The sequence below is a fragment of the Glaciimonas immobilis genome (genome assembly GCF_011947285.1).
In the GTDB taxonomy this organism is placed as follows: Bacteria; Pseudomonadota; Gammaproteobacteria; order Burkholderiales; family Burkholderiaceae_D; genus Glaciimonas; species Glaciimonas immobilis.
This window is the reverse complement of record NZ_JAAOZT010000009.1, coordinates 365,566-390,873: the sequence shown is the minus strand read 5'-3', so window position 1 is coordinate 390,873 and position 25,308 is coordinate 365,566. Positions and strand designations below refer to the sequence as shown.

Here is a 25,308-nt window from a genome sequence, read left to right as displayed (position 1 = left end):
CGCACTCTTGCTGCCATCCAATTGACGGCGAGCCCCGACTTGGTTATTCTAATACCGTTGCAGCGTCAGGTAAGATACTGAGCAGCAACAAACAGCGCCGATTTGAACGGTCTCACCACCTCAGCTTGCGGGCGCGTGGCAATCCTCCGGGAATGTCGAATAAATACGGCTAAAGCGAGCTTGCATTACAAGCCCCTGATTTAGCCCGATGAGCGCAAGCTTTCGGGCTTTTTTATTGCTTGAGTATTATTTAAAACGTCCGGGCAAGACTGGCGTTCCGGCAGGACACGGAAAGCACAGCTTCGCTGGGGCGATTTTTGTCAGTCCTGTGTTTGCAGCGATGAGGCCTTACACAAATTGTTAATAACGTTCAATCTCACACTATGTCTCAAGTAACCGTCACACCGCAGTCCATGCATTTTGCGACACCCCTTAAATTGCAGAGCGGTGCGTCGCTGTCCGATTACACCCTTGTGTATGAAACATATGGCACCCTAAATGCCGATAAATCGAACGCGGTGCTTGTTTGCCATGCCCTAAATGCCTCGCACCATGTGGCCGGCAACTATGCCGACGATCAGAAAAACGTCGGTTGGTGGGACAACATGGTCGGCCCCGGAAAATCAGTCGATACCGATAAATTTTTTGTCATGGGCGTGAATAATCTGGGCTCCTGCTTCGGCTCGACCGGTCCGATGCATATCGATGCCACAACAGGCAATCCATACGGCGCAAACTTCCCTGTGGTAACGGTGGAGGATTGGGTGCAGGCGCAAGCGCGCCTGGCCGACGCGCTCGGCATCACCCAGTTCGCCGCAGTGATGGGCGGATCGTTAGGCGGGATGCAGGCGCTGGCGTGGAGTCTGCTGTACCCGATGCGTTTGCGCCATTGCGTGGTGATTGCATCCACGCCCAAATTATCCGCACAAAATATCGCTTTTAATGATGTTGCGCGGCAAGCAATTCTGACCGATCCGGATTTTCATGGCGGCGATTTTTACGCGCACGGCGTCGTGCCCAAAAATGGCTTGCGCGTGGCACGGATGATCGGTCACATCACCTATTTATCCGATGATGACATGGCCGAAAAATTTGGCCGGGATTTGCGCTCGGGTAGCTATCAGTTCGGATTCGGCGTCGATTTTGAAATCGAATCCTATTTACGCTATCAGGGCGACAAATTTTCTCAGTACTTTGATGCCAACACCTATTTGCTGATAACCAAGGCGCTCGATTACTTTGATCCTGCGGCCGAATGCGGGGGCGATCTCACGGTTGCGCTCGCAAAAACCCGCGCCGAATTTCTGGTCATCTCATTTATGACCGACTGGCGTTTCTCGCCGGAACGCAGTCGCGATATTGTCAAGGCGTTAGTGAATAATCGCCGACGGGTAAGCTATGCGGAAATCGACGCGCCACACGGCCATGATGCGTTTTTGCTAGAAGATGCGCGCTACCAGAACGTCGTGCGCGAGTACTACAACCGCATCTGGAAAGCGATTAATGCCACTGGCAAACCAGACGCCCATGGCAATCTGCCGAACCATTCAACCCCACCCGGGTCGGCTGAGGCCATACCTGACAGCGCCGGAGAAAATGTATGAACTTTGAGCAACTGAGCGGACTTCGCCCTGACCTGGCGTTTATCGCCCATTGGGTCCCGCAACAGTCTCAGGTATTAGACCTGGGCTGCGGTGATGGTGTGATGCTTGACTACCTGCAAACGGACAAGCAATGCGCCGGATATGGGGTTGAAATCGATGACAGCAAGATTCCTCCTTGCGTAGCGCGTGGTGTATCGGTAATTCAACAAGATTTGGAGACAGGCCTCGCTTTGTTTGCCGATAATGCGTTCGACACGGTATTGTGTCTTTCGGCATTACAAATGATGAAAAATGTCGAAGGCGTCTTAAGGGATATCGCCCGGGTTGGTCGCGAAGCAATAGTGTCGTTTCCCAATTTTGCCTATTGGCCACACCGCATGGCGCTGTTGCGTGGTCGCATGCCGGTCTCAAAGTTACTGCCTTACGAATGGTATGACACCCCTAATTTGCGTTGCGCAACGATTAAGGATTTTGAAGAACTGGCGAACGAAGTGGGCCTGGAAGTGCTCGAATGCGTGGCCCTGCATGATGGAAGGCCGGTATCATTTCTACCCAATTGGCGTGGTAGCCTTGCTGTGTTTCGTTTTCGCAAAAAATAACCCAAGCGGTAAGGCTGACGTGCTGTCGAAAGTTTCTGTAGCGACTTCCTGTGGCGCACCCAAGGTTACAAAATCTGAAAAAATAACAGGCACCTGTCACCAAACCGCATTTTTGTCAGTCGTCGTCATTGTAGACATTGAACGCGGTGCAATGACAATATTGACAGGTCGCGTCCCGGGTCCCGACGCGTTTAACGTTGTTTTTGTGTACTATTTTTACCACTCATTATTTTCCGGCGCAGCTTGGGTATTCTCCACATTACGTCTATCTGCTTCCGTATTTTAAATACTTTTCCTGCACACATAACGTCCCGTTTTCGGGCGCATAGATGACTTCAACTTCGCCCCCGTGGCATCATTATCTGAACCGACGCATGCTGATCTGCGTTTTTCTCGGCTTTAGTTCCGGCTTACCTCTATTTATATTAATCAGCTTGTTACAAGCGTGGCTGGCAAAATCGGGATTGAACGTCAAAGCACTGGGCCTCTTCGCGCTCGTAATGTTTCCGTATACGTGGAAATTTTTGTGGTCGCCATTAATGGACCGCTTTCACTTTGGCCGCATGGGCCGCCGCCGCGGATGGATGGCATTGACACAAGTCGCCCTGTTTGGCGCCATCGGCGCCATGGGAATGCTTGACCCGATCCTGAATTTACCCGCCATTGCAGCCATGGCATCGCTGGTCGCCTTTTTATCCGCAAGCCAGGATATCGTGATTGATGCTTACCGGCGCGAAATTCTTCCCGATAGCGAGCAAGGCCTCGGTAGCGCGATCCACGTCAACGCTTACAAAGTCGCGGGTATGGTGCCGGGCGCGCTGTCGCTGGTGCTGGCCGATATGATGCCGTGGCACCAGGTGTTCTGGATTACCGCTGGCTTTATGCTGCCCGGCCTGGCCTGCACATTGATCATCAGTGAGCCAAAGGTATACGGTGATCCGCCAAAAAACCTCCGCGCTGCCGTACTGCTGCCGTTTCAGGAGTTTATTTCCCGGAATGGCTGGCAAAGTGCGTTGTGGGTGCTCGGATTTATTTTTCTTTACAAGCTTGGCGACAGCATGGCGACAGCGCTGGCAACCAAGTTTTATATCGATCTTGGTTTTACGATGACACAGATCGGCGCCATTTCAAAGACGACCAGTCTTTGGGCCAGCGTCGCCGGCGGCATTATCGGTGGTATCTGGATGGTCAAAATTGGTATCAACCGCGCACTCTGGATTTTTGGCGTTGTACAAGCTGTCACAATACTCGGATTTGCATGGCTGGCGCATGTCGGCGCTGAACCACTAATACTCGCTGCCGTCATTGGTGCCGAGGCATTTGGCGTCGGGCTTGGTACTGCGGCATTTGTGGCCTACATTGCACGCACGACAGACCCGCGTTACACCGCAACACAGTTTGCCTTATTCACAAGTCTGGCAGCGGTTCCGCGTACGTTTATCAACTCTTCGGTCGGTTACATTATTGCCCAGACAGGCTGGTTTACTTTTTTCATCGTGTGTTTTGCACTGGCGATACCCGGCATGCTGTTGCTGCCAAAAGTCGCTCCATGGAACGAAAAAAAAGTTGAAGAATAAAATTTTTTCTGTTTCTGTAATCTCTGATTACACAATTTCTCGGTTGCGTTCGAGAAAAAGATATAGAATCAAAAGCATGGAAACCTCTTCCGTTAATTACTGTGTAAATTCAGCGCAAAATTCAACGGTCTGTTAAGCTCTCAAAGGGGTCCTACATTGTAGGAATTGTTTGTTCAGTTTGTTTTCGCAACATCGTTGATGCGGGGGTGATATGGATATTTACAGCAGCTTTGCGAGTCGGTTCGACAAGACCAGAGAAGAAGAATTTTCACTTGAAGAGTATCTGACACTTTGTAAGAACAATCCTACCGTGTATGCAACGGCGGGTGAACGCATGCTGATGGCAATCGGCGAACCTGAAAAAATTGATACACGTCAGGATCAATTGTTGTCACGTATTTTTGCCAACAAAGTGATCAAAGTGTATCCGGCCTTTAAAGAATTTTATGGCGCCGAAGAAGTAATCGAACAAGTCGTGGCATATTTCCGTCATGCCGCTCAAGGTCTCGAAGAAAAAAAACAAATCCTCTATTTGCTTGGCCCGGTTGGTGGCGGTAAATCCTCCATCGCGGAACGGCTGAAGCAATTGATGGAGCACGTTCCTTTCTATTCGATCAAAGGTTCTCCCGTTAATGAATCGCCCCTCGGTCTGTTCGACTATGACGAAGACGGCGGCATTCTGGAAGAACAATACGGGATTCCACGCCGGTACATCAAATCCATACTGAGTCCATGGGCCGTTAAACGCTTGCATGAATTTAACGGTGACATCCGAAAATTCCGTGTAGTCAAACGTTATCCAAACATATTGCGACAAATCGCGATTTCCAAAACGGAACCCGGCGATGAAAATAATCAAGATATTTCTACGCTGGTCGGCAAAGTAGATATTCGCAAGCTTGAACAGTATTCACAGGATGATGCCGACGCTTACAGTTACTCTGGCGGTCTTTGTTTGTCCAATCAGGGCTTGCTAGAATTTGTCGAAATGTTTAAAGCGCCGATCAAGGTTTTGCATCCGCTTTTAACTGCGACGCAAGAAGGCAATTTTAAAGGTACCGAGGGATTTGGCGCGATTCCGTTTGACGGCATTATTCTGGCCCACTCCAACGAATCAGAGTGGAAAGCATTTCGCAATAACAAGAATAATGAAGCGCTGTTAGATCGTATATATATCGTCAAGGTGCCATATTGCTTGCGGGTGTCGGAAGAAATCAAGATCTACGAAAAACTTATCCGGACATCATCTCTGGGCAAGGCCGTCTGCGCGCCCGGAACGTTAAAAATGATGGCCCAATTTTCGATCCTGACCCGACTTGCCGAGCCTGAAAACTCGAATATTTTTTCCAAGATGCAGGTCTACGATGGCGACAATCTGAAAGACAGCGATCCGAAAGCGAAGTCGTTCCAGGAGTATCGCGATTATGCGGGCGTCGATGAAGGCATGACCGGGGTTTCTACCCGATTTGCGTTCAAGATTTTATCGCGGGTTTTCAACTTTGACTCGTCCGAAATCGCCGCCAATCCTGTGCATTTAATGTATGTACTGGAGCAGCAAATCGAGCGGGAGCAGTTTCCGCAAGAACTGGAACAAAAATATCTTTCTTACGTGAAGGACACGCTGGCCTCGCGTTACGCTGAGTTCATCGGCAAGGAAATCCAGACCGCTTATCTGGAGTCGTATTCTGAATATGGGCAAAACGTATTTGACCGATATGTCACCTATGCCGACTTCTGGATTCAAGATCAGGAGTTCCGCGATCACGACACCGGAGAAAGTTTTGACCGCGCCGCGTTGAACGCAGAACTGGAGAAAATAGAAAAGCCTGCCGGTATCAGTAATCCAAAAGATTTCCGTAACGAGATAGTTAACTTCGTGTTACGTGCCCGGGTCTCGAATGGTGGCAAAAATCCACTTTGGACCAGTTATGAAAAACTGCGGGTAGTGATTGAGAAGAAAATGTTCTCGAACACCGAGGATCTGCTTCCGGTTATTTCATTTAATGCCAAAGGTTCAGCCGATGAGATGCGCAAGCATGAAGATTTTGTAAACCGCATGGTGACCAAAGGTTATACGCCAAAGCAGGTCCGGCTACTTTGCGAGTGGTATCTACGCGTCCGTAAATCGTCATAAAGATCTGCGTATGCGCACGTGCGTAGCGAGCTGTAACATGTGAACGTGGCTTATGGATCAGCGGTGGAGAAACCGAAATGTTTAACACACCATTTGGATTTTAAAACCCGTTTAGCACCACCTTTTAAAGGCAATATGTAGGCATCAAAAGATCGCAGACAGGCTCTCACGGCGATACCTGCGATGTCTACTACCAGTGGTGGTGCAAACTGTAACTGCACAGGGCAGCCATGGGAGCTGTCGGAACTGGCTTAGGGCTATGTCCGGCGGTCTTCTGGCAAGTCCGGCATCGTCAGCCGATCAAGGCCATCAGGCGATACCGGCGGCAGCTCCCAGATACATCACGATCAGGAGACTGTACCGTGTTACATCAAATAATTGACCGTAGACTCGCTGGAAAAAACAAGGGAATCGCTAATCGCGAACGTTTCCTGCGCCGTTATCGTGATGATATCCGGCGCTCGGTAACGGAAGCGGTGCGAGACCGTGGCATTACCGAAATCGAAAAGTCCAAAAGCATTACTATTCCGCGCAAAGATATTTCAGAACCGGTCTTCCGCCACGGTTCTGGGGGTATGCGCGAGATGGTGCATCCCGGCAATGAAGAATACCTTCAGGGCGACCGGATCGCCCGACCGGACGGTGGCTCAGGACGCGGCGGTGGGAGCGACGCGAGTGATCAGGGCGAGGGCCAGGATGATTTCGTTTTTGAATTATCCCGCGAAGAATTCATGCAATATTTCTTTGAGGATCTTGAATTACCGCGCCTGATCAAGACCAATCTGATGACAGCGCCAACGTGGAAGAATATGCGCGCTGGTTACTCCACCGATGGCTCGCCCAATAATATTGATATTGTGCGCTCACTGCGCAGTTCGCTTGGTCGACGCATCGCGCTAGGTTCCCCGCTAGTGGCGCGCTTACGTGAACTTGAGCTATTGATGGAGGCCCTTAAAGATGATACCGAAGATCGCGGCGAAGAAATCCGGCGGTTAGAGGAAGATATTCATCATCTCAAGGGACGCATCTGGCGGATTCCTTTTATTGATCCTTTTGACTTGCGCTATGTCAATCGCGTCAGGCAACCACAACCGTCAAGTCAGGCCGTAATGTTCTGCGTCATGGACGTGTCCGGCTCAATGGATGAACAACGCAAGGATCTGGCCAAACGCTTTTTTATTCTGCTGTATCTGTTTCTGACGCGTAACTACGAACATATTGAAGTCGTTTTTATTCGTCACCACACGCGCGCTGATGAAGTGGATGAAAACACGTTTTTTCACTCCCAGGAAAGCGGCGGTACCGTGGTGTCGAGCGCGTTGGAGCTGATGTCAAAAATCATTGATGACCGCTATCCACCGGGCGACTGGAACATCTATGGCGCGCAGGCGTCTGACGGCGACAACTGGAACGATGATTCCCCTAAGTGCCGAAAAATTCTTGAACAAAAAATCTTGCCTCGCTCCCGCTATTTTGCTTACATTCAGGTCGTTGCTGAAGAGCAAAATCTGTGGAGGGAATATGCACAAATAGTGCCGGCTTATCGACAGTTCGTGCAGAAGAAAGTCCAGCACGCCAGCGATATTTATCCGGTATTTCGTGAGCTATTTGAAAAACAGGTGAACCTATGAATGCACGTGCAGATATCGATAAGCGTAAAACGCCGTTACCATGCCCCTCCGATTGGACCTTTGAATTAATCGAACGTTATAACGTTGAAATAGCGCGGGTAGCGGCCTCCTTTAAACTGGACATTTATCCCATCCAGTTAGAAATCATTACCGCCGAGCAAATGATGGACGCTTACGCGTCGTCCGGGATGCCAGTGAATTATAGACATTGGTCGTTCGGCAAACATTTCCTATCCACCGAGCGCGGTTATAAGCGCGGGCAAATGGGTCTTGCCTACGAAATCGTGATTAATTCTAATCCGTGTATCGCATATTTGATGGAAGAGAATACGCTGACGATGCAGGCGCTGGTGGTGGCACATGCGGCTTATGGCCATAACTCATTTTTTAAGGGCAACTATTTATTCCAGTTATGGACCGACGCCAACGCGATTATCGATTATCTGGTGTATGCGCGTAATTACATTTCCGAATGTGAAGAACGGCACGGATTTGAAAGAGTAGAAGAGTTATTGGACTCATGTCATGCATTGATGCATTACGGTGTTGATCGTTATAAGCGACCGCAGCATTTATCCTTGGTCAAGGAGAAAGAGCAAGCCCGCGAACGTGAGGAATATAACCAGTCGCAGGTGAATGCATTGTGGCGGACTTTGCCGACCAGAAAAGAAGAGGCGATGGCGCAGGATGAAACCCGCTTCCCGCCTGAGCCACAAGAAAACTTACTGTATTTTGCAGAGAAAAACGCGCCGCTGTTAGAGCCATGGGAGCGCGAGGTCATCCGCATTGTGCGGAAGGTTGCGCAGTATTTTTATCCGCAACGGCAGACGCAGGTAATGAACGAAGGCTGGGCAACGTTTTGGCATTACACGCTACTCAATACGCTGTATGACGAAGGACATCTGACCGATGGCTTCATGATGGAGTTTTTGCATTCACACACTAGTGTCGTGTATCAGCCGCCAGTGACCAAGTCGTATTACAACGGGATTAATCCGTATGCGCTGGGATTCTCAATGATGAGTGATATCCGGCGTATTTGTGAACATCCGACCGACGAGGACCGCGCCTGGTTTCCACAATTAGCTGGCACGCCATGGCTGGACGCGCTGCATTATGCGATGCGAAATTTTAAAGACGAGAGCTTTATAGCGCAATATTTGTCACCCAAATTGATCCGTGACATGCATCTTTTTTCGGTCCAGGATGATGAGAATCGTAGCGAACTGGAAGTCACGGCGATTCACAACGAAGCCGGTTATCAATACGTACGTGAAACCCTATCGCGCCAATACGACATCAATCATCGCGAGCCGAATATTCAGGTCTGGTCGGTCAATACCCGGGGTGACCGCAGCCTGACTTTACGCCATTTCCGCAGCGATGGCCGACCATTGGGCGAAAATACGGATGAAGTCCTACGCCACATGGCACGACTCTGGCAGTTTGATGTGCATCTTGAAAGCGTGGACGATAGCGGTAAGGTACTGCGCCGGTATCAGTGTGTGAGCAATAATCGGTATTCTTTGCGAAGTTGAGATGCGTAAACTATGCCTTGAGCTTATCTTGGCTTAACCTTACGCACCCACGCGCCGCTTCTGATGTCGTCGCGTGGCTTTCTTGATTGGCTGCTTATTGCGCGACCAGCCGCTGTATTATTAGCACTAATAAACCTGTTTCCCGGCAGCAAAGGTCGCCTGAATACTGCGATCATCACCCAGCAATGCCAGCGCAAATAACAACTCTTCCAGACTGTCGGTGTTAGCTGTGCGGCGTGCCAGCAATGGCGTCGCATCCGGGTCCAGAATGATGAAATCTGCCTCGGCGCCCGGTACAAAATTACCAATGGTATTTTCTAGCTGCATGCTGCGCGCACCGCCCAACGTCGCTAGATAAAACATCCGCAATCCCGGTAAAAAAGTACCGCTCATGCGCGCCACTTTGTAGGCACCGTTCATTGTTTGCAACATTGAAAAACTGGTCCCCCCGCCAACGTCGGTGGCGATGGATAGCGGGACGTGCTGTTTGTCGGCGTTGGCAAAATCGAATAGACCACTTCCCAGAAACAGATTAGAAGTCGGACAGATTGAAATAGCGGACTGTGTTTCGGCCATACGTCGCCGGTCGTCATCGTTAAGCCAGACGCAATGTCCATACATTGAGCGCGGACGCAGCATGCCATATTTGTCGTAGACATCCATATAGCTGCGTGATTCCGGGAACAACGATTTTACCCACGCTACTTCGTCCACATTTTCGGCGGCGTGGGTTTGTAGATAAACGTCAGGATGTGCAGCCGCCAATTCACCCGACAATTGCAATTGCGCGTTGCTGGAGGTCGGTGCAAAGCGTGGCGTGATGGCGTATAACTGGCGGCCCCGATTGTGCCATTTTTTGAGCAGGTCTTCAGTCTCGCGAATACCCCCTTCGGCAGTGTCCTGCAAAAAATCAGGACAGTTCCGATCCATCATAACCTTGCCCGCGATCATCCGCAGATTGCGCGCTTCACTCTCCGCAAAAAAGGCATCGACGGATTCTGGATGGACCGTGCAATACACCATTGCGGTGGTTGTGCCGCAACTGAGTAACTGGTCAAGGAAAAAATCGGCGACATCGCGTGCGTGCTCGGGATCGCTGAATTTTCTCTCCGTTGGAAATGTATACTTCTCCAGCCATGGCAGCAACCCTGGCGATGGCGATGCAATCATGTCGGTCTGTGGATAGTGAACATGACTATCGATAAAGCCGGGCATGATGATCTTGCCGCGATAGTCGTGGATCGATTGTCCGTCGGGCAGTGCATCCTTCAGATGCTGATAATCCCCCGCCGCGACCACGTGTCCGTCTCTGATTAACAGCAGGCCATCTTCATGCCATGCGGTCCCTTCAGGATGATGCAAAGGATCGGCGGTGAAGTGCAGCACACTGCCGCGATAAACATCGAGCGTTGTGTGGTCGGATTGCGGGGTGTTGTAGCCTGCTGACATGAGCTGTATATCCTTTTGTGAACATGTACTGATGTTTTATTTTGTATTTTTTTGGGGATAACTGTGCCGTATCTATTGCATGTCAGCCGCCGGTCGCTATGCTTGCTTCTTCATTTGCAGCAAGACTAGCGGCGGTTGCGCTGGAGCGCGAGGGCAGGACCGGCGACGTGCTCGCCATCCGCTCCCACACTTGCAACAACTGCGCCGTCACGGAGGCGGCGATCACAGCGGGTTCTTTGCCAACGATTCCCTGAATACCTATCGGGCAGATCATTGCGGCGAACCTTTCCGGGGCGATGCCGCGCTCTTGCAGTCGATGTTCGAACTGCATGCGTTTTGTTTTGGAGCCGATCAAACCGAACCAGCCAATATCGTCGCGCTGCAATATCAGCTCGGACAAGCGTTGATCGAGCGCGTGGTTATGCGTCATGACCAAAAAACTTACTCCCGGCGGTGCGCTGGCGACCAAGGCCTCTGGAATGTCGGTAGCTTCTATCGTGACGTTAGCCGGTTGCAGATCAGGGAACATCTCTTCCCGCTCATCAATCCAGGTGATGCGGCAAGGCAAATCGGACAACGCCCGGACAATCGCGGCACCGACATGGCCCGCACCAAACAAAAACAATTGCGGCCGTGGTGCCAAACAACCGTCTAATAACCAGCGTTGCCCGGCAGCATCGCGGATGACCATCGCGCTATCAATCAATGTCGGCAATGTGGGCAACATGCCGGGGCCGTGCAAACGTCGCCCATCCGCATCGCAAAGACTCGGCGCGATGGCGGTATCTGCGCAATCCAATGCGACCAAACGCCAGCTATCTTCAGCTTTGCGCAAGCGTAACTGCAGATAATTAAAATACTCGGCGGCATTGGCATCGACCCGCTCAAAAGCCAGATGCACCACGCCGCCGCAACATTGGCCGAGCGATGGCCCTAATGAAAATCGTTGCAAGCGGCGCTCGCCTGCCAGATTGGAACCACTCAAACCGACCGATTTTTCATTTAGCATCTGGCGCGCGATATCAATCGCGCACAATTCCAAATGGCCACCGCCGATGGTGTCGAACTGGGCCAGAGAAGTCACCACCATTTTTGCCCCCGGGGCGCGTGGCCCGGAACCCTCGACCTGCGCAACCGTAATCAAGATCGCCGGATTAGCGGCGGTCGGTTGCTTCATCAGCGTGGTCAAGGCATTTAACCAGATGGTCATAGTAATGGTCCTTTTTTAAAAATCAGCGACGGCGACTGGTAGTCATCGGCGGTCCTCGCTTTGACGCCGCCGGTCAAATTCAACCCGCGGCCATGGCCTCAACGGCAGTGATCGCCTGCAATATCGCTTCGCTGGTCGCAGGTGCATTCAACGGTGGGTTATAACGATGGTCGGCCACGCTGGCGATGGCGTCACGGATCGCGAAAAAGACCGAAAAGGGCAACAACAGCGGCGGCTCACCTACCGCTTTGGAGCGATGGATGCTGTCTTCTACGTTACGATTTTTAAACAGGCTGACGCGGAAGTCCTGAGGGCAATCCGATATCGCAGGTATCTTGTACGTTGACGGCGCGTGCGTCATCAACTTGCCGTCTTTGTTCCACCATAATTCTTCGGTGGTCAACCAGCCCATTCCCTGAATGAAGGCTCCCTCCACCTGACCAATATCGAGCGCCGGATTGAGCGACGCACCGGCGTCGTACAACGCGTCGGCGCGTAGCAATTTCCACTCCCCGGTCAAGGTATCGATGACTACCTCAGAGACCGAAGCGCCATACGCGAAATAGGAAAATGGATGGCCCGTCATGGTCTTGGAGTCCCAATACAAACCCGGCGTCGCATAGAAACCGTCGGACCAAAGCTGCACTCGCGCCATGTATGCTTTTTGCACCAGATCAGGGAAGGAGATACTGTACTCTCCCATCTGTATCATGCCCGCGGCAAAGGTGACTGCCGTAATATCAGCGCTATTGTCACCGCCAAATAAAGTAACAAAAAACTCCGCCAGACGCTGGCGAATTTTATTTGCTGCGTTTTGTGCGGCTTTACCGTTCAGGTCGGCACCGGTAGAGGCAGCCGTAGCAGAAGTATTAGCAATCTTACTGGTATCGGTAGCGGTAACGCGCACCAACGCCAGCGGAATCCCTAATTCGTGCGCGACCACCTGCGCGACCTTAGTATTCACGCCCTGCCCCATTTCGGTACCGCCGTGATTAACCAGGACCGAACCATCGGTGTAGACGTGCACCAGCGCACCAGCTTGATTCAGGTGCGTGACATTGAATGCAATCCCAAACTTGACAGGCGTCAGCGCAAGACCTTTTTTAAGCACCAGACTGCTGGCATTGTAGGCGTTGATTTCAGCGCGCCGTTGACGATAGGCGCTACTGACTTCCAATTCGTCGACCAGTTCGTGGATGATATTATCGACGACGATCTGACCATATTGGGTCACATTGCGGCCTTCGCTTTCGTTGCGGCCGTAAAAATTGATCCTCCGAATATCCAGCCCGTCGCGGCCCAGATTGCGGGCGATTTCGTCGAGGATGTATTCAATCGCAATCGCGCCCTGCGGACCGCCGAAGCCACGGAATGCGGTGTTTGACTGCGTGTTGGTCTTGCCGCACATGGCGCGAATATCCACGTCCGACAAATAGTAGGCATTATCGAAATGACAGACTGCACGGGTAGCGACCGGCGCGGATAAGTCTGCAGAATATCCCGCCCGACTCACCATCTGTACCCGGGCACCGACGATGCGTCCGTCGTTGTCATAGCCGACTTCATATTCATAATGGAAGCAATGGCGCTTGCCGGTGACCATCATGTCATCGTCGCGGTCGGCACGCAGTTTGACCGGACGCTTTAACTTCTGCGCGGAGATTGCGGCCACCGCTGCCCACAATGCCGATTGCGATTCTTTACCGCCAAATCCCCCGCCCATACGACGACACTCCACTACGACATTGTGTGCGTGCAAACCCAACGCGTGCGCGACTACATGTTGCATTTCAGAAGGATGCTGGGTTGAGCACTGCACCAGCATGCCATTGCCTTCCTTCGGAATAGCGTAGGAAATCTGGCCTTCCAGATAAAATTGTTCCTGTCCGCCCACTAGCAGCTCACCACTGAGCTTATGCGCCGCAATGGCAAACGCTGACTCCACATCACCGCGTGCCAAATGCATTGGTGGCAACACATAAGAGCGTGCAGCATGCGCCGCCTGCGGCGTTAAAATAGCCGGCAACTCTTCGTAATCAACGACTACTTTACGGACCGCACGACGGGCATTATCGTGGCTGTCGGCGACGACCACAAATATCGGCTGACCGACGTACTGGACCAGACCATCGGCCAGAATCGGATCGTCATGGATGATCGGACCACAATCGTTGGTGCCAGGAATATCGCTGGCAACATAGACTGCGACCACACCGGTTGCAGCGCGCACAGCGTCCAGATTGATGGCGCGCACCCGGGCGTGGGCTTTTTGCGATAAGCCCAGTGCTGCGTGCAACGTGCCTTGCGCTTCCGGGATATCGTCGGTGTAGGTGGCTTCGCCCAATACGTGCAACGCCGCGGATTCATGCGGATGCGACTGGCCGACTTCGGCCCACTGGGCGACATCGACAGGCGTTGCTGGCTGATCTTTCAGGAATGCGTCGGTCTGGGTATTCATTGTATTTCTTCCTTTTTCCGAATGGCGCTCAAGCGCATGCAAACGCATTAACCTGATCGGGCCGCAGCGGCGCGTCGATACGGGTTTCTAACCAGCAGCGGCGTAGCAGATTCTGCGCTGTCTTCATACGGTAAACACTGGATGCGCGCATGTCCGACAGCGGTGCAAAATCCTCTGCCAGTAACGCCATCGCGGCTTGCAGTCTGACTTCATCCCACGGCTGCCCTACCAGCGCGGCCTCTGCTTTGGCGGCACGTTTGGGCGTCGCTGCCATCCCGCCAAAAGCGATCCGGACCGACTCCACCAGATTGCCATCCAGTACCACCGAAAAGGCGGCACACACCGCAGAGATATCCTGATCGAAGCGCTTGGCTAATTTATACGTGCGGAACTGCATACCGGCGCGTGGCAATGGCACCCGCACCGACTCAACAAATTCATCGGGCTGCATGTCTTTTTTCATGTAGTCCAGATAGAGCGCTTCCAATGGCATGATGCGCTGCCCCGCTGGTCCCCGTAATACGACTTCCGCGCCTAATGCGATCAACCACGGGGGCGAATCGCCGATCGGCGAGCCGTTGGCAACGTTGCCGCCAAGAGTGCCCGCATTGCGGATCGGCAACGAGGCAAAGCGTTGCCACATTTCATTCAGTTCCGGGTAATGCGCGCTTAACGCTGCATAGGCATCGTTCAATGAAACACCGGCACCGATTTCAAGTTGTGCGTTTTCAGTTTTAACGGTGGCAAGCTCTTTAACCTGTCCCAGAAAAATGATATCGCCCAAGTCACGCATTTGCTTGGTGACCCACAGACCAACGTCGGTCGATCCTGCCAGCATGCGCGCTGCCGGATGGCTAGCGCGAATGTCCACCAGTTGCTGCAAAGTACGCGGTGCGTAAAAATGCTGCCCGGCGTGGCTATAGGTAAACATGTCGTCGCGTTGCAATGGTTCTAATGCTGTCTGCAACGCGTGACGGTCAAAACCTACGACTGGCAATTCACCCATTCGGTGCGCCGCGTCGATAATCGGGCGATAACCGGTGCAACGACAAAGGTTACCGGACAAGGCGACATCAATCTCTTTACGCTGCAAGGGTTTCCATGGGGGACATTGCGTGACTGAAGCAATCGCTGTAGACGGCAACGGCGCCTGCTGCACCCCTTCATTTTTGAGATATAAATCCCACAAAGACATGACAAACCCCGGTGTACAAAAGCCGCACTGTGAGCCGTGACATTCAACCATCGCTTGTTGCACGGGGTGCAGCGCACCGTCCTGCTGCTTCAGGTCTTCTACGGTATATAACGCTTTACCGTCCAGCGTAGGCAAAAATTGAATGCAGGCGTTGACCGATTTCATCTGAACCCCGTTAGCGCCCATTTCACCAATAACCACCGTACATGCACCGCAATCGCCTTCAGCGCATCCCTCTTTGGTGCCGGTGCAATGCAGATCTTCACGCAAATGTTGAAGAATAGTCCGGGTGGGCGCGGCATGATGTACCGAGTGGACTGCGCCGCGATAAAAAAACCGGATTGGACTGCTGGCTGCATCTGGCGTTGCGGTCGTTTGGATGGCAGTAGACACAAGAAACTCCAATATGATTTATTTATACTTTGTAGATTAGCAGTCGCACGCCCTGCAGAGTGCGATATGCCGATGATGTTGGGTATTTGCAAAATGAAATAGCGCTGTGGGTCTTGTAGCCTGGATTACCCCAGGCCCTCATCCGATGTCAGCTTAACTGCTCTGTCCAAACCTTTTCAGACGTTGAGCGTTAATAATAAGCGGCAATAAAAATTATCAATAATACAATTTCACGGAAGTATGTTCGATTAATACAAGCAAGCATCGGACCCGCCGTCATAAACTGGCGAAGACGCGCATAATCATCCCCACTTAATAAACAGTATTTCGAAAGCGGCAACATCGACAACGTAATCTGCATCACATTATCTTGCCCGAATCCATAAAGCGCGCAGGAGCAGCCAGACAGACACATCAAGATGTCAACAAATAACGACGGGCATAAGACATGCACCAGCCACGTGACAATAATAATGGAGACAACATGCAACTTCTCGATAACTTTTTCAAGCTAAAGGATAACGGTACGGATGTACGTACCGAATTGATCGCCGGACTCACGACCTTCCTGACGATGGCGTATATCATCTTCGTCAACCCGGCGATTCTCGGCGATGCCGGTATGCCGAAGGACGCCGTATTCGTCGCAACCTGCATTGCGGCAGCGGTCGGCACCCTGATCATGGCGTGCTACGCAAACTATCCTATTGCGCTCGCACCCGGCATGGGCCTCAACGCTTATTTTGCCTACACCGTAGTTAAAGGCATGGGCGTGCCTTGGGAGATCGCGCTTGGTGCGGTCTTTATTTCAGGTTGCCTGTTTGTAATTATTAGTCTGGTCGGCGTGCGCGAGATGATCGTGAACGGCATTCCTCCCAGCATCCGGATTGCCATCACCGCCGGTATAGGGTTATTTCTGGGTTTGATTTCACTTAAAACCGCCGGTATCGTCGTGGCTAATCCGGCCACTTTCATTACACTGGGGGATTTACATAAAATCCCCGCGATTTTGGCAATTGCCGGATTTTTGATCATCGTAGTACTGGACCGATTCAAGGTGAAAGGTGCGATTTTGATCGGCATTGTGACGGTCACGATCCTAAGTTTTCTGATCGGTGGCAACAAGTTCATGGGCGTTTTTTCGATGCCGCCTTCGGTCTTGCCTACCCTGTTCAAGCTCGACATCATGGGCGCACTATCAATGGGCGTTCTGAACATTGTTCTGGTGTTTTTTCTGGTCGAACTGTTTGACGCGACCGGCACCATGATCGGGGTCGCCACGCGTGCGGGTCTGGTCAAGAACGGCAAGATGGAGCGCCTTAATCGCGCGTTGCTAGCGGACAGCGCCGCGATTGTTGCGGGCACGTTTCTCGGCACTTCCAGCACCACAGCGTATATCGAAAGCGCCGCGGGGGTACAGGCTGGCGGCCGCACCGGGCTGACCGCGCTGGCGGTAGCGGTCCTATTTCTCGCATGCCTGTTTATTGCGCCGCTGGCCGGTGCCGTACCCGGTTACGCGACTGCGCCCGCTCTGTTTTATGTGGCGTGCCTGATGCTACGCGAAGTCACGCATCTGGATTGGGAAGACAGCACTGAAAGCGTACCTGCTGTCATTACCGTGTTGATGATGCCGTTCACCTATTCGATCGCCAACGGGATCGCGTTTGGCTTTATTTCTTACGCCGGGCTAAAGTTGTTTACCGGTCGATTTAAGGAAGTGAAGATGGTCTTATGGATTATCGCGGCGGTATTTTTGTTCCGGTATATCCATTTGGGTGCCGAGTGATTGGTCGCCATGTGAGCGCGGGCATGTGGCAGGCGAATCACCGACAAAATGACTCTACCGCGATAAGTTGGCACCGGAGATTTGAGAGATAGAACAGGGGCGCATTGGCCGTCCCTTTTTTGTACGATGGTTTCGTCTTCATAATTGCGCAAGACCGAAGCGCCGTAATCCGTCCAGATCGACCACCTGAATCGATTGATAGGAAGTCGTCACCAAGTTCAGGCTTGCGAGTTGCTTCAGGGCTTGATTTACCCGTTGCCGGGACAATCCGGTCAACAAACCGATCTCCTCCTGCGAGAACGCCAGCACCGCCATCGTGCGCGGATACAATACCGGATGAAATAGCTGGGCGATCGCTTGCGCCACCTGCGCATCGGTACTTAACAGGCGCGTATTTTGCAAACTGGCGATAAACTCGCCCATGCGCTCGTTCAGTTGCCGGATAACGAAGCCGGTGAATGGCAGACTTTCTGCCAGTAATGTATGAAATGTCTGTTCCGGAATCAGCAAAATAGCCGAATCGCGCACCGCAATCACATCATATTTGCGCAGTTCACGCTTGATCACGCTGCCTTCGCCTACCCAACCGCCCGCGGGCACCCCAGAAAAAGTACACCCACGACCGTCAAGACTGTACACGGCGAGCTTGATTAAACCGTTATGGACACCTATCCAAAAGTGAGAAGGTGCGCCGCGCTGCGCGACCAATGCCCCGCTGGCAAAGTGCTCCATCACAGCAGCTTTGGCGACGAGGGCCTGATGCTCTGGAGCAAGCGCAGTAAACCAAGCGTGCAGGTGTAGCATCTCGGTGATATTTAATCTTGTATTAGTCATGGCATTGCCAATTTATTGCTTAAGTTAGGCAGCGGTCCGCAGTTGTTAAAGTTGGCCTTAGCGCTACGGGATACGTTGACGATTCGCTTGTAAAAGAGTGCGAAGGGATTAACCTTCTTGTGATGTGCATGGATTCTACGTAACCCCAATAATATCCCGAGCCTAGAAAAAAAAAGAAGAAGAAAAATCCGTGAAATAAACATGAATTCTTAAGAAAAGCACAAGTTGCGAATTCTTAAAAAGTAAAAAGAAAATGGGGGTTTTATTTTTCGTTCTGGTCCTAATGCATCCGTGGACGATTTAATTTCCATCTTATTCCATTGGCCGGTAGTGGCAGCTACCCTTTGACTAATTGCGGTGAACAGCAGACTTTTAAGAACGTGTGTATTTCGCATGGAGCCCTGTGAATTTTTCATGAACTTCCAGTTCAGTACAGCGGAGCTGCTTCCAATCTCAGGGCAATGTGTTTGATTCATATCTCCTCACGAAAGCGTCCGAGTGCAAATTAACCCACCTAGCTCATCCATTTCAATTACTGGCAATACGTCCGAGATATCTTCTTCGCCCGGGATGATCGTAACAGGCAATTTTAGTGACAGCATCATAGGCGCCAGCAACTCTTCAATACAATTTTATCCCAGCACAAGCGCTGCGGCAGGGTCTTATCTGACGGCACCGTCTTCACTTTCGTCCGAAGTCTGGGGAGTGTCCGGCAGCAATCAGACAAGTCTGGCGTCATCGGCGCAAGCTGGCGTAGCAGAAGTTACCACGCGCACGGTGCCGATGGGCACGGATTATTATTTTTTTGGTTATGGTTCAGATCAATGCACCTTAATAGCAGCCCTGAAAAAAAAATATCCCCACATGTCTGGATATGAACCATTTAATAGGGCGATCACCGACTATGCCCAATGTCTGTGTGATTCAAGGCACAGCATCGGAGCTGCCTATAGCCTTGCCAAGCCTGCGATGGAAGCCGCTCTGGGGATAGTTAGCCCTGCCGACACCGCCCATCCACACGCACTATTAAGCGCGGAGAGGCGTCAGCGCAGCAGCGCTGCCAGTCATCAGGCATATGCGCGAATCGACGATTTGGCGCAAGAGATAAAAACGCAACAGGGAGTAGTTGATGCGCATAAAAAAACCAGCAACGCGATAGCAAGGTCGATTAAAGAAATACCAAAACGCGCTTCGTTGCCGAAAAATTTTATCAACAGACTTTTTATGATGAGGCGCGAGCAATTTAACGCCTGGAAGGACAAAGAGCACGCCCAAAAATTACAGTTAAAGAATGCCCTACAGCAGGAATTTGCACTCTCTTTTCAAATACATACATCCAAAAAAGCAGTGAAAAATTTACAACAATCCTTTCAGCGGGCATTAGAACAGGATTTCCCGGTGTATGCGATGCTGGAACGCGCCCATGTTGCCTGCGAGGAGGGCGACTTCAGTGGTTATCACACGTTAATGGATATCTGTAAACGTGATGATCCGGAACTTTACACTTCTGTCATCGAGTCGCATTTTGCACTCGAAAGCGGGGAGTTGATCAACGAAAAATGTAGAAGAAATTGTGCTTCGGCATTAAAAGAAATTAATCTGGCATTAAAAAAAAACTGGGACAGAGCGATGGATTCCGCATTGATGGCTATCAGCGGCGCCCACCTCTTTGAGGGTTACGAGCTCAGTCAGTATAGGAGAGCGTATTCGCAAGCAGAAAGCGAAAAACGCAATTATTTCTATCAGGTGGGTCAGTACGAGAAGGCCGTCAGCAATGCGAATAGGCAGCAAAATATAGAAAGTATGATGTATTTGATCAACACCGCTGCTGCGGTGCATCAACTCCGTAGCGAGCAAGAACTTTACTATGTTCATTTTACCTACAAGCATCAAAGAGAAGAGACAATAACCACCAATGAGGACCCGTTGCCAACGATCATGGCTGCAGGTGAAGACGGGGTAATGCCAGACAATGACGACGAGGTGACGATAGAACGTAGCGTGCGAAAAATACAAAAAGAAGATTTTGTGGTAAGTAAGGGCTTTGAAACCTACGCGGAGGCGCAGGAATATCTAGATAATCGTCACTACATATCCGAGGATACTGTGGCAGTGCCGTATCAAGATACGATAATGAAAATATCAGATACTGCCCTTATTACGAATGTCGGGATACATCGCTCCCGTCCCGACAGGATGGTGCAAGGAAGGGGCTGGGATAATGTGATTGCGGAAGGGCCGCAACACGAAGGAATGCGTAACATATTGGTCGGGATCAGAGATGATCGCATGGAACAGCAATCCATGCCCCGGCTATTGCAGCTAAGAGCCACGGGAGATACGATCTACACCGACGTTTCCGCATCGCGGGAGACGGTGGTTTGCAGTGGTTCGGCTATGACAGGGGTCAACACCTTTGCGCCAGTCGGTCGCACAAATAACGAAGGTATCAGTCCGCCAAATATAAGTCAGCAGATTATAAGCCCAACGAAAGACTTCGAGAGCCCCGGTCCCCACAGCGTAAGCCTCCCTCAAATGTCGAGCGTGCGGGCAAACGATGCACTGACACGCATCAATCCTGACGTTCAGCCCAACTCTGTTCCTCCTCGGCACGCTCCGTCTTTGCACGCTCCGACCAGCGGCAGCGCTCCAATTGTTTTGCAGTCCCCAGAGGCTGTAAGTACCTATCAACAGCGACTTGCTCAGGTTAGACAAAACCGGCAGGAGTTTTTGTCCACGGTTGAAAAAACGCGCGCTGGGACGGACTGCCCAGCCGTAGTTATCCCGGTAAAACTACCGGCAATATCTCCTGCGACAAATCAGAACATAAGCTCGCAGAATATAAATCCAATAAAGCGCTCTATTGAGGGACACGGACGGTACCGCGGCAGTCCCGCGCAACTGTCTCAGGTGCAGCCAGATCCCGTACTACAAAGCGTGCGTCCTAAGGTTCCGAGGCACCCTACTCCTGAACCTTTGCCTCTTCTCGCTCAAACCAGTACATCAAGCGCTCCTATTGTTGCGACACCGGAAGAGGCTGAGCTTGCTGCGTCTGAGCAGCGCGCTCAGGTCAGAGAGGCGTTTTGTGCCAAACTTAAGGCAATGGGTTCCAAGACGCCATTGTTACCAGCTGCACTCCGCGCACAGTGCTCCGCGACCCATCGCATGATACAGACCTTGCACCGGCCGGACGGATGGATGAGCCCTGACGCTGCCTACGTACCAGATCTTATTGCCCTGTTGCCCGGCTTTTTGGACGGGGGGCGACAATTGCTCATTGTTGCGCCTAGCAGACAGGTAGTTACGGTATTCGACCGGACCGGCCAGCTGAATATTGGCGACATTGTGGTTGACGCACCGCGTTACGTTTTCGTGCGGAATGAGGACCACTATCGCCCCCTCCTCAATCACGTTGGTCTTGTACAAATAGGGGCTATACGTTACGTCGCAGGCGGAACGGTGGAGGACTCACCGATGGACGGTTATTGTCTGACACATTCAGCAGTGGCCGTCGAGTTAGGGGCTGTGGCAGCACCCGGTATGCCGGACGAAGAGATTTTCAGGGCGCGACTGATCACTTATGCACAGAGCCGCGCGCAAGTCCTGGAGGGGCCGGTTGCCGATTCCATTGAAATTGGCAAAATAACCGACCGAGGCGACGCGCTGCTAAAGGCCAGGCGTCTGGCTGAGGCGTTTGCTGCCGCTAACCCACAGCTTCCTCCGGCAGGCCAGCATTCGGCCAATCCGTATCGACGGGCCGATGCACTCGCTAGTCACAGCCCCTCCGCCACCAGAACCATGAGAACTGCGACTTTGGTTCTGCGCCCACCAAGTATCAGCCCCGGCACAAGTTCCGCCCCAATAGCCAACAGCAAAATCAATTCCGCACTACCCGGGACGTCTGACGTTCATCGTTCCCCGGTTCCTGATCTGCACCCTGCGCTTCCACTCGCTCCGACAAGCAGCAGCGCAGCTATTGTCCAGCCATCCATCAGCCCATCTGCACAGGTTGGCATTATCCCCAACCAAAACAGAGCAGCATTTCTTGCCACGCTTGGAAAAAAAAACGCCAGGACGGTCCTGCCAGAAAAGGCATTCGAACAGGCACATCCTATGATACACAGGATGATACAGACCTTACGCAGTCCAACCGGATGGATGAGCGCCGACGCTACCTATGTACCTTTACTGATTGCTCGCTTGCCACATTTTTTGGACAATGGGATATTGATCATCGTTACACCTGGCGGACGAGTCATTAAGTCATACGACCAGACCGGGCCCATCAGTCTTAGCGCAATTGCGGAGGACGCACCGCGTTACATCATCCAGCAGGAGGGAAGCCACTATAGCGCTATACTCGGCGCCGTAAGCCTAAAACCAAGCGTATCCGCTGGATATCTTATCAAAGGCGGAACCGTGAAGAACATCTTGTCGCAAGGCTACACCCTGCCGGATGCCGCATTAACCGCCCGATTAGGAGGGAATTCAAGCTTGCTGGAGCGACAGACTTTCAGAGCGTCTCTGATCGCCAATGCTCAAGACAGCGCCCAAGAATTTGACGCGGCTGTCGCCCGTGATATTTTGGTCACCAAAACCGTAAAAGCAAACGAGTTGACTGCTAATCAGCGTGCTGCCAGGCAGTCTGTAGCCAAGAGGCTGGCTGATGCTAGGTTTGCTATCCCTCAGCCGCCTGTCTCTCTGGCAAACGCTGGTAATCTCAATGCCCATAGTCCGCCTGTTGCGGTCTCACCGTCAGACGCCGATCGCCCTGAAACTAATACCAGTGCATTGCAAACCTCTCCTGCGCCATTAGCAGCCGAGCTTTCGGAGGCTGGCATCCATCAGCGTAAGCGCAAGCACAATGCGCCGGTTGTACAGTCTCTCCAACCGAATATACCCCCAGAGTTCGCGGCGTGGTACGCGGATCGCCCCATACGTGCTTTCGGTGAAAAGTGGACACCTTTTATACGACGAGTCAAGTTAGCGCCTGAATTTCCTACGACCATGAGTGACGACATACTGGCAGCAGCATATAAAACCAGTCCGTTGATTGTGATTGATGCTGCGCTACATTTGACCGCCTCTCCTGAGCAAAGGAAGTGGTTTGCAAATCAACGCCGAAAGGGTCTGGAAGAAAGACCATACATGCATATTCAACGGCTATGGGATGACCGCGATATGAACGACCCGGACTTCAGCCCGGCAATATTGGCTGAGATGATGGGTCGTAGAAAGCAGAGAATAGTCTATGCAATAAAAAGGGAGAGACCGGCTTTTCCGCCTAAGGCGTGGCCTGAAGGGTTTGACCCTAAACCGAACGAAGAAAAAAGTACTGCGGAATACGTGGCTGAGTTGAGGCGTGATCCTGAACGTCCAGCGGACCTTAGTAATTATCAACTACTGCAAGTAATTCCGGAGGAATATTTAGCCAACAGCAGCCTCCCACCGGCGTCTGCCAGCGTCTATGCACGGGAACCGGCACAGGCACCGCAACAGCCACAGATACTACCTGCTCAAGCATCAGAATCCCCCCAACAGATGCATGTCTCAGACCAAGTCCCGGCAACCGACGTGTTGATAAATAGGGACACTTCGCTTGATCCTATCAAAGTGGAATCAGACGAATTGGATTGGGAAAAATTGGCTGAAGACATGTACATGCGTCAACCGAGATTTCACGAGGGCCTGCACCACCGCACATACAACGACGGGCCTATCTTACGCGACGCGCGCGATCCGGCAAAAAGCCTGACCCAGGAGATCGGCATTGGCCCCGATGAATCGATAGCGACGATAAACGTTAGCGATTGGGGGATTATGGAAGAGCTGATTTCACAGCAACCAGCGCCACAACGGGTCAAGGAAGAAATCACGCAGTCGCTGAGGCACTGGTTGGCTTCGGAAGGGCACCATAGCGCGCTGATTGATGCCTTGATGGTGCGAACGCTGGAGGAAGGTGTCGTGGGCGAAGGTGTTGCGGCCGCACGGACGCTTGAACCGTTTACCGCGCTCGGCTTTTATGCGGGTGTGCATATAGAGGACATTGGGGGCATGGCGTTAGACGATGCACGCAAAAAACAGGGGCCCTGGAATGATGTGGCATATACCTGGGTGACAGGGACACGAAACGGCGCAAGTCTGAATGCATTTTCCAGCGCCAATATACTGGCTTCGGTCAACACAGGTAAATATTTGAATTACGAGCCAAGGGGAGAAAACAATGTCGCCATGGTCAGGGTAGGCAGTAGAAAAAATTTGCTAGCTTATGTGGTGACCAAGAGGATAGAAAAGAATAAGGAACTGCTGATTGATTATGGGCCAAGATATAACCCTAACTATCTGGGCCTCGCCGGAAGTGGGAAACGCATGGAAAATGAGCTAAGGGCGCTGAAAACGTGGGCCAGAAATACTTCTTACAAACAACAAAAAGATGCCGACATTTTAGCTGATGCCAGGAAGGCGGCCATATTGGGCAGCCGCAGCCGCGGTCCGGATTCTCGGAGTAAAGTAGCTAAGCTCGAAAAAGAGGCAGAAGAGACCAAAGTCCTGGCAGCGGAAATTCTCAATCAGATCGACACTATGAACGCGCGGATTGCGCTGGCAAACAAAGAAGATGAAGAATCCTTAAAACGTAAACAGGAATTTTTGAAAATTAAACAGGAATTTTTAGCCGGCACGTCGGAAGAAGGTATCTAATTCTGCATTCGGAATGCGATGGTTTAGCCCTCCATTGTTAACCAGCCATCACAATCCGATCCAAGAAAATTCCAAAAATGCTAAAGGTTTTTTTACTTTTTCATTGCAGGCGGTCTACACCAAGATTCGAATAAATCTTGGATGTAGGGCGTTCAGAAAGCAGGTTTATCGGGCCTGTCTGGTCGTGACTAATCGCCTTTT

General features: G+C 51.7%; 13 protein-coding genes. 8 read left to right on the top strand and 5 right to left on the bottom strand.

The features are described 5' to 3' along the window. Positions 1-383 precede the first annotated feature (383 nt). From metX to HAV38_RS15935, 6 genes are all read left to right on the top strand, one after another. A complete protein-coding gene (metX, locus tag HAV38_RS15960; protein WP_168056360.1) occupies positions 384-1,604 on the top strand; it encodes a homoserine O-succinyltransferase MetX in 1,221 nt (406 codons plus the stop codon). Beyond that, a complete protein-coding gene (gene metW / locus HAV38_RS15955) occupies positions 1,601-2,203 on the top strand; it encodes a methionine biosynthesis protein MetW (RefSeq protein ID WP_168056359.1) in 603 nt (200 codons plus the stop codon). The genes metX and metW overlap by 4 nt, the downstream gene beginning before the upstream one ends. Positions 2,204-2,532: 329 nt before the next feature. Further along, positions 2,533-3,780 (top strand): AmpG family muropeptide MFS transporter, encoded by a 1,248-nt coding sequence (locus tag HAV38_RS15950; RefSeq protein ID WP_168056358.1) that lies wholly within the window; start codon positions 2,533-2,535, stop codon positions 3,778-3,780. Positions 3,781-3,991: 211 nt separating this feature from the next. Further along, positions 3,992-5,914, top strand: a complete 1,923-nt coding sequence (locus tag HAV38_RS15945; RefSeq protein ID WP_168056357.1) for a PrkA family serine protein kinase — start codon at positions 3,992-3,994, stop codon at positions 5,912-5,914. Between the two features lie 362 nt (positions 5,915-6,276). Further along, complete coding sequence (locus tag HAV38_RS15940) at positions 6,277-7,545, top strand: YeaH/YhbH family protein (RefSeq protein WP_168056356.1); 1,269 nt, start codon at positions 6,277-6,279, stop codon at positions 7,543-7,545. Beyond that, positions 7,542-9,083 carry a SpoVR family protein gene (locus HAV38_RS15935; protein ID WP_168056355.1) on the top strand — a complete coding sequence of 514 codons (1,542 nt, stop codon included), beginning with the start codon at positions 7,542-7,544 and terminating at the stop codon, positions 9,081-9,083. The genes HAV38_RS15940 and HAV38_RS15935 overlap by 4 nt, the downstream gene beginning before the upstream one ends. A 126-nt stretch (positions 9,084-9,209) precedes the next feature. Here the strand turns inward: HAV38_RS15935 and guaD are convergent, their stop codons facing one another. The 4 genes from guaD to xdhA form a co-directional block, all read right to left on the bottom strand. Further along, positions 9,210-10,532, bottom strand: coding sequence for a guanine deaminase (guaD, locus tag HAV38_RS15930; RefSeq protein ID WP_168056354.1), 1,323 nt, complete (start codon positions 10,530-10,532; stop codon positions 9,210-9,212). Between the two features lie 82 nt (positions 10,533-10,614). Continuing rightward, positions 10,615-11,742 carry a xanthine dehydrogenase accessory protein XdhC gene (gene xdhC / locus HAV38_RS15925; protein ID WP_168056353.1) on the bottom strand — a complete coding sequence of 376 codons (1,128 nt, stop codon included), beginning with the start codon at positions 11,740-11,742 and terminating at the stop codon, positions 10,615-10,617. A gap of 79 nt (positions 11,743-11,821) precedes the next feature. Further along, on the bottom strand, positions 11,822-14,200 hold the full coding sequence (gene xdhB / locus HAV38_RS15920; RefSeq protein WP_168056352.1) for a xanthine dehydrogenase molybdopterin binding subunit: 2,379 nt from the start codon (positions 14,198-14,200) through the stop codon (positions 11,822-11,824). Between the two features lie 28 nt (positions 14,201-14,228). Continuing rightward, positions 14,229-15,788 carry a xanthine dehydrogenase small subunit gene (gene xdhA, locus HAV38_RS15915; protein WP_168056351.1) on the bottom strand — a complete coding sequence of 520 codons (1,560 nt, stop codon included), beginning with the start codon at positions 15,786-15,788 and terminating at the stop codon, positions 14,229-14,231. Positions 15,789-16,272: 484 nt separating this feature from the next. Here xdhA and HAV38_RS15910 point away from each other — a divergent pair, with 484 nt between their 5' ends. After that, positions 16,273-17,574, top strand: a complete 1,302-nt coding sequence (locus HAV38_RS15910) for an NCS2 family permease (protein ID WP_168056350.1) — start codon at positions 16,273-16,275, stop codon at positions 17,572-17,574. 138 nt (positions 17,575-17,712) lie between these two features. Here the strand turns inward: HAV38_RS15910 and HAV38_RS15905 are convergent, their stop codons facing one another. Continuing rightward, positions 17,713-18,408, bottom strand: coding sequence for a Crp/Fnr family transcriptional regulator (locus HAV38_RS15905; RefSeq protein ID WP_168056349.1), 696 nt, complete (start codon positions 18,406-18,408; stop codon positions 17,713-17,715). Between the two features lie 498 nt (positions 18,409-18,906). On the opposite strand from HAV38_RS15905, the gene HAV38_RS15900 reads away from it, so the two are divergent. Beyond that, positions 18,907-25,107, top strand: a complete 6,201-nt coding sequence (locus HAV38_RS15900) for an SET domain-containing protein (protein WP_168056348.1) — start codon at positions 18,907-18,909, stop codon at positions 25,105-25,107. The last annotated feature ends 201 nt before the right edge of the window (positions 25,108-25,308 follow it).

Excerpts from the sequence above, each read along its gene's own strand:
- metX (WP_168056360.1), top strand. The coding sequence starts at position 384 with ATGTCTCAAGTAACCGTCACACCGCAGTCCATGCATTTTGCGACACCC.
- metW (WP_168056359.1), top strand. The coding sequence starts at position 1,601 with ATGAACTTTGAGCAACTGAGCGGACTTCGCCCTGACCTGGCGTTTATC.
- HAV38_RS15950 (WP_168056358.1), top strand. The coding sequence starts at position 2,533 with ATGACTTCAACTTCGCCCCCGTGGCATCATTATCTGAACCGACGCATG.
- HAV38_RS15945 (WP_168056357.1), top strand. The coding sequence starts at position 3,992 with ATGGATATTTACAGCAGCTTTGCGAGTCGGTTCGACAAGACCAGAGAA.
- HAV38_RS15935 (WP_168056355.1), top strand. The coding sequence starts at position 7,542 with ATGAATGCACGTGCAGATATCGATAAGCGTAAAACGCCGTTACCATGC.
- guaD (WP_168056354.1), bottom strand. The coding sequence starts at position 10,532 with ATGTCAGCAGGCTACAACACCCCGCAATCCGACCACACAACGCTCGAT.
- xdhC (WP_168056353.1), bottom strand. The coding sequence starts at position 11,742 with ATGACCATCTGGTTAAATGCCTTGACCACGCTGATGAAGCAACCGACC.
- xdhB (WP_168056352.1), bottom strand. The coding sequence starts at position 14,200 with ATGAATACCCAGACCGACGCATTCCTGAAAGATCAGCCAGCAACGCCT.
- HAV38_RS15910 (WP_168056350.1), top strand. The coding sequence starts at position 16,273 with ATGCAACTTCTCGATAACTTTTTCAAGCTAAAGGATAACGGTACGGAT.
- HAV38_RS15905 (WP_168056349.1), bottom strand. The coding sequence starts at position 18,408 with ATGACTAATACAAGATTAAATATCACCGAGATGCTACACCTGCACGCT.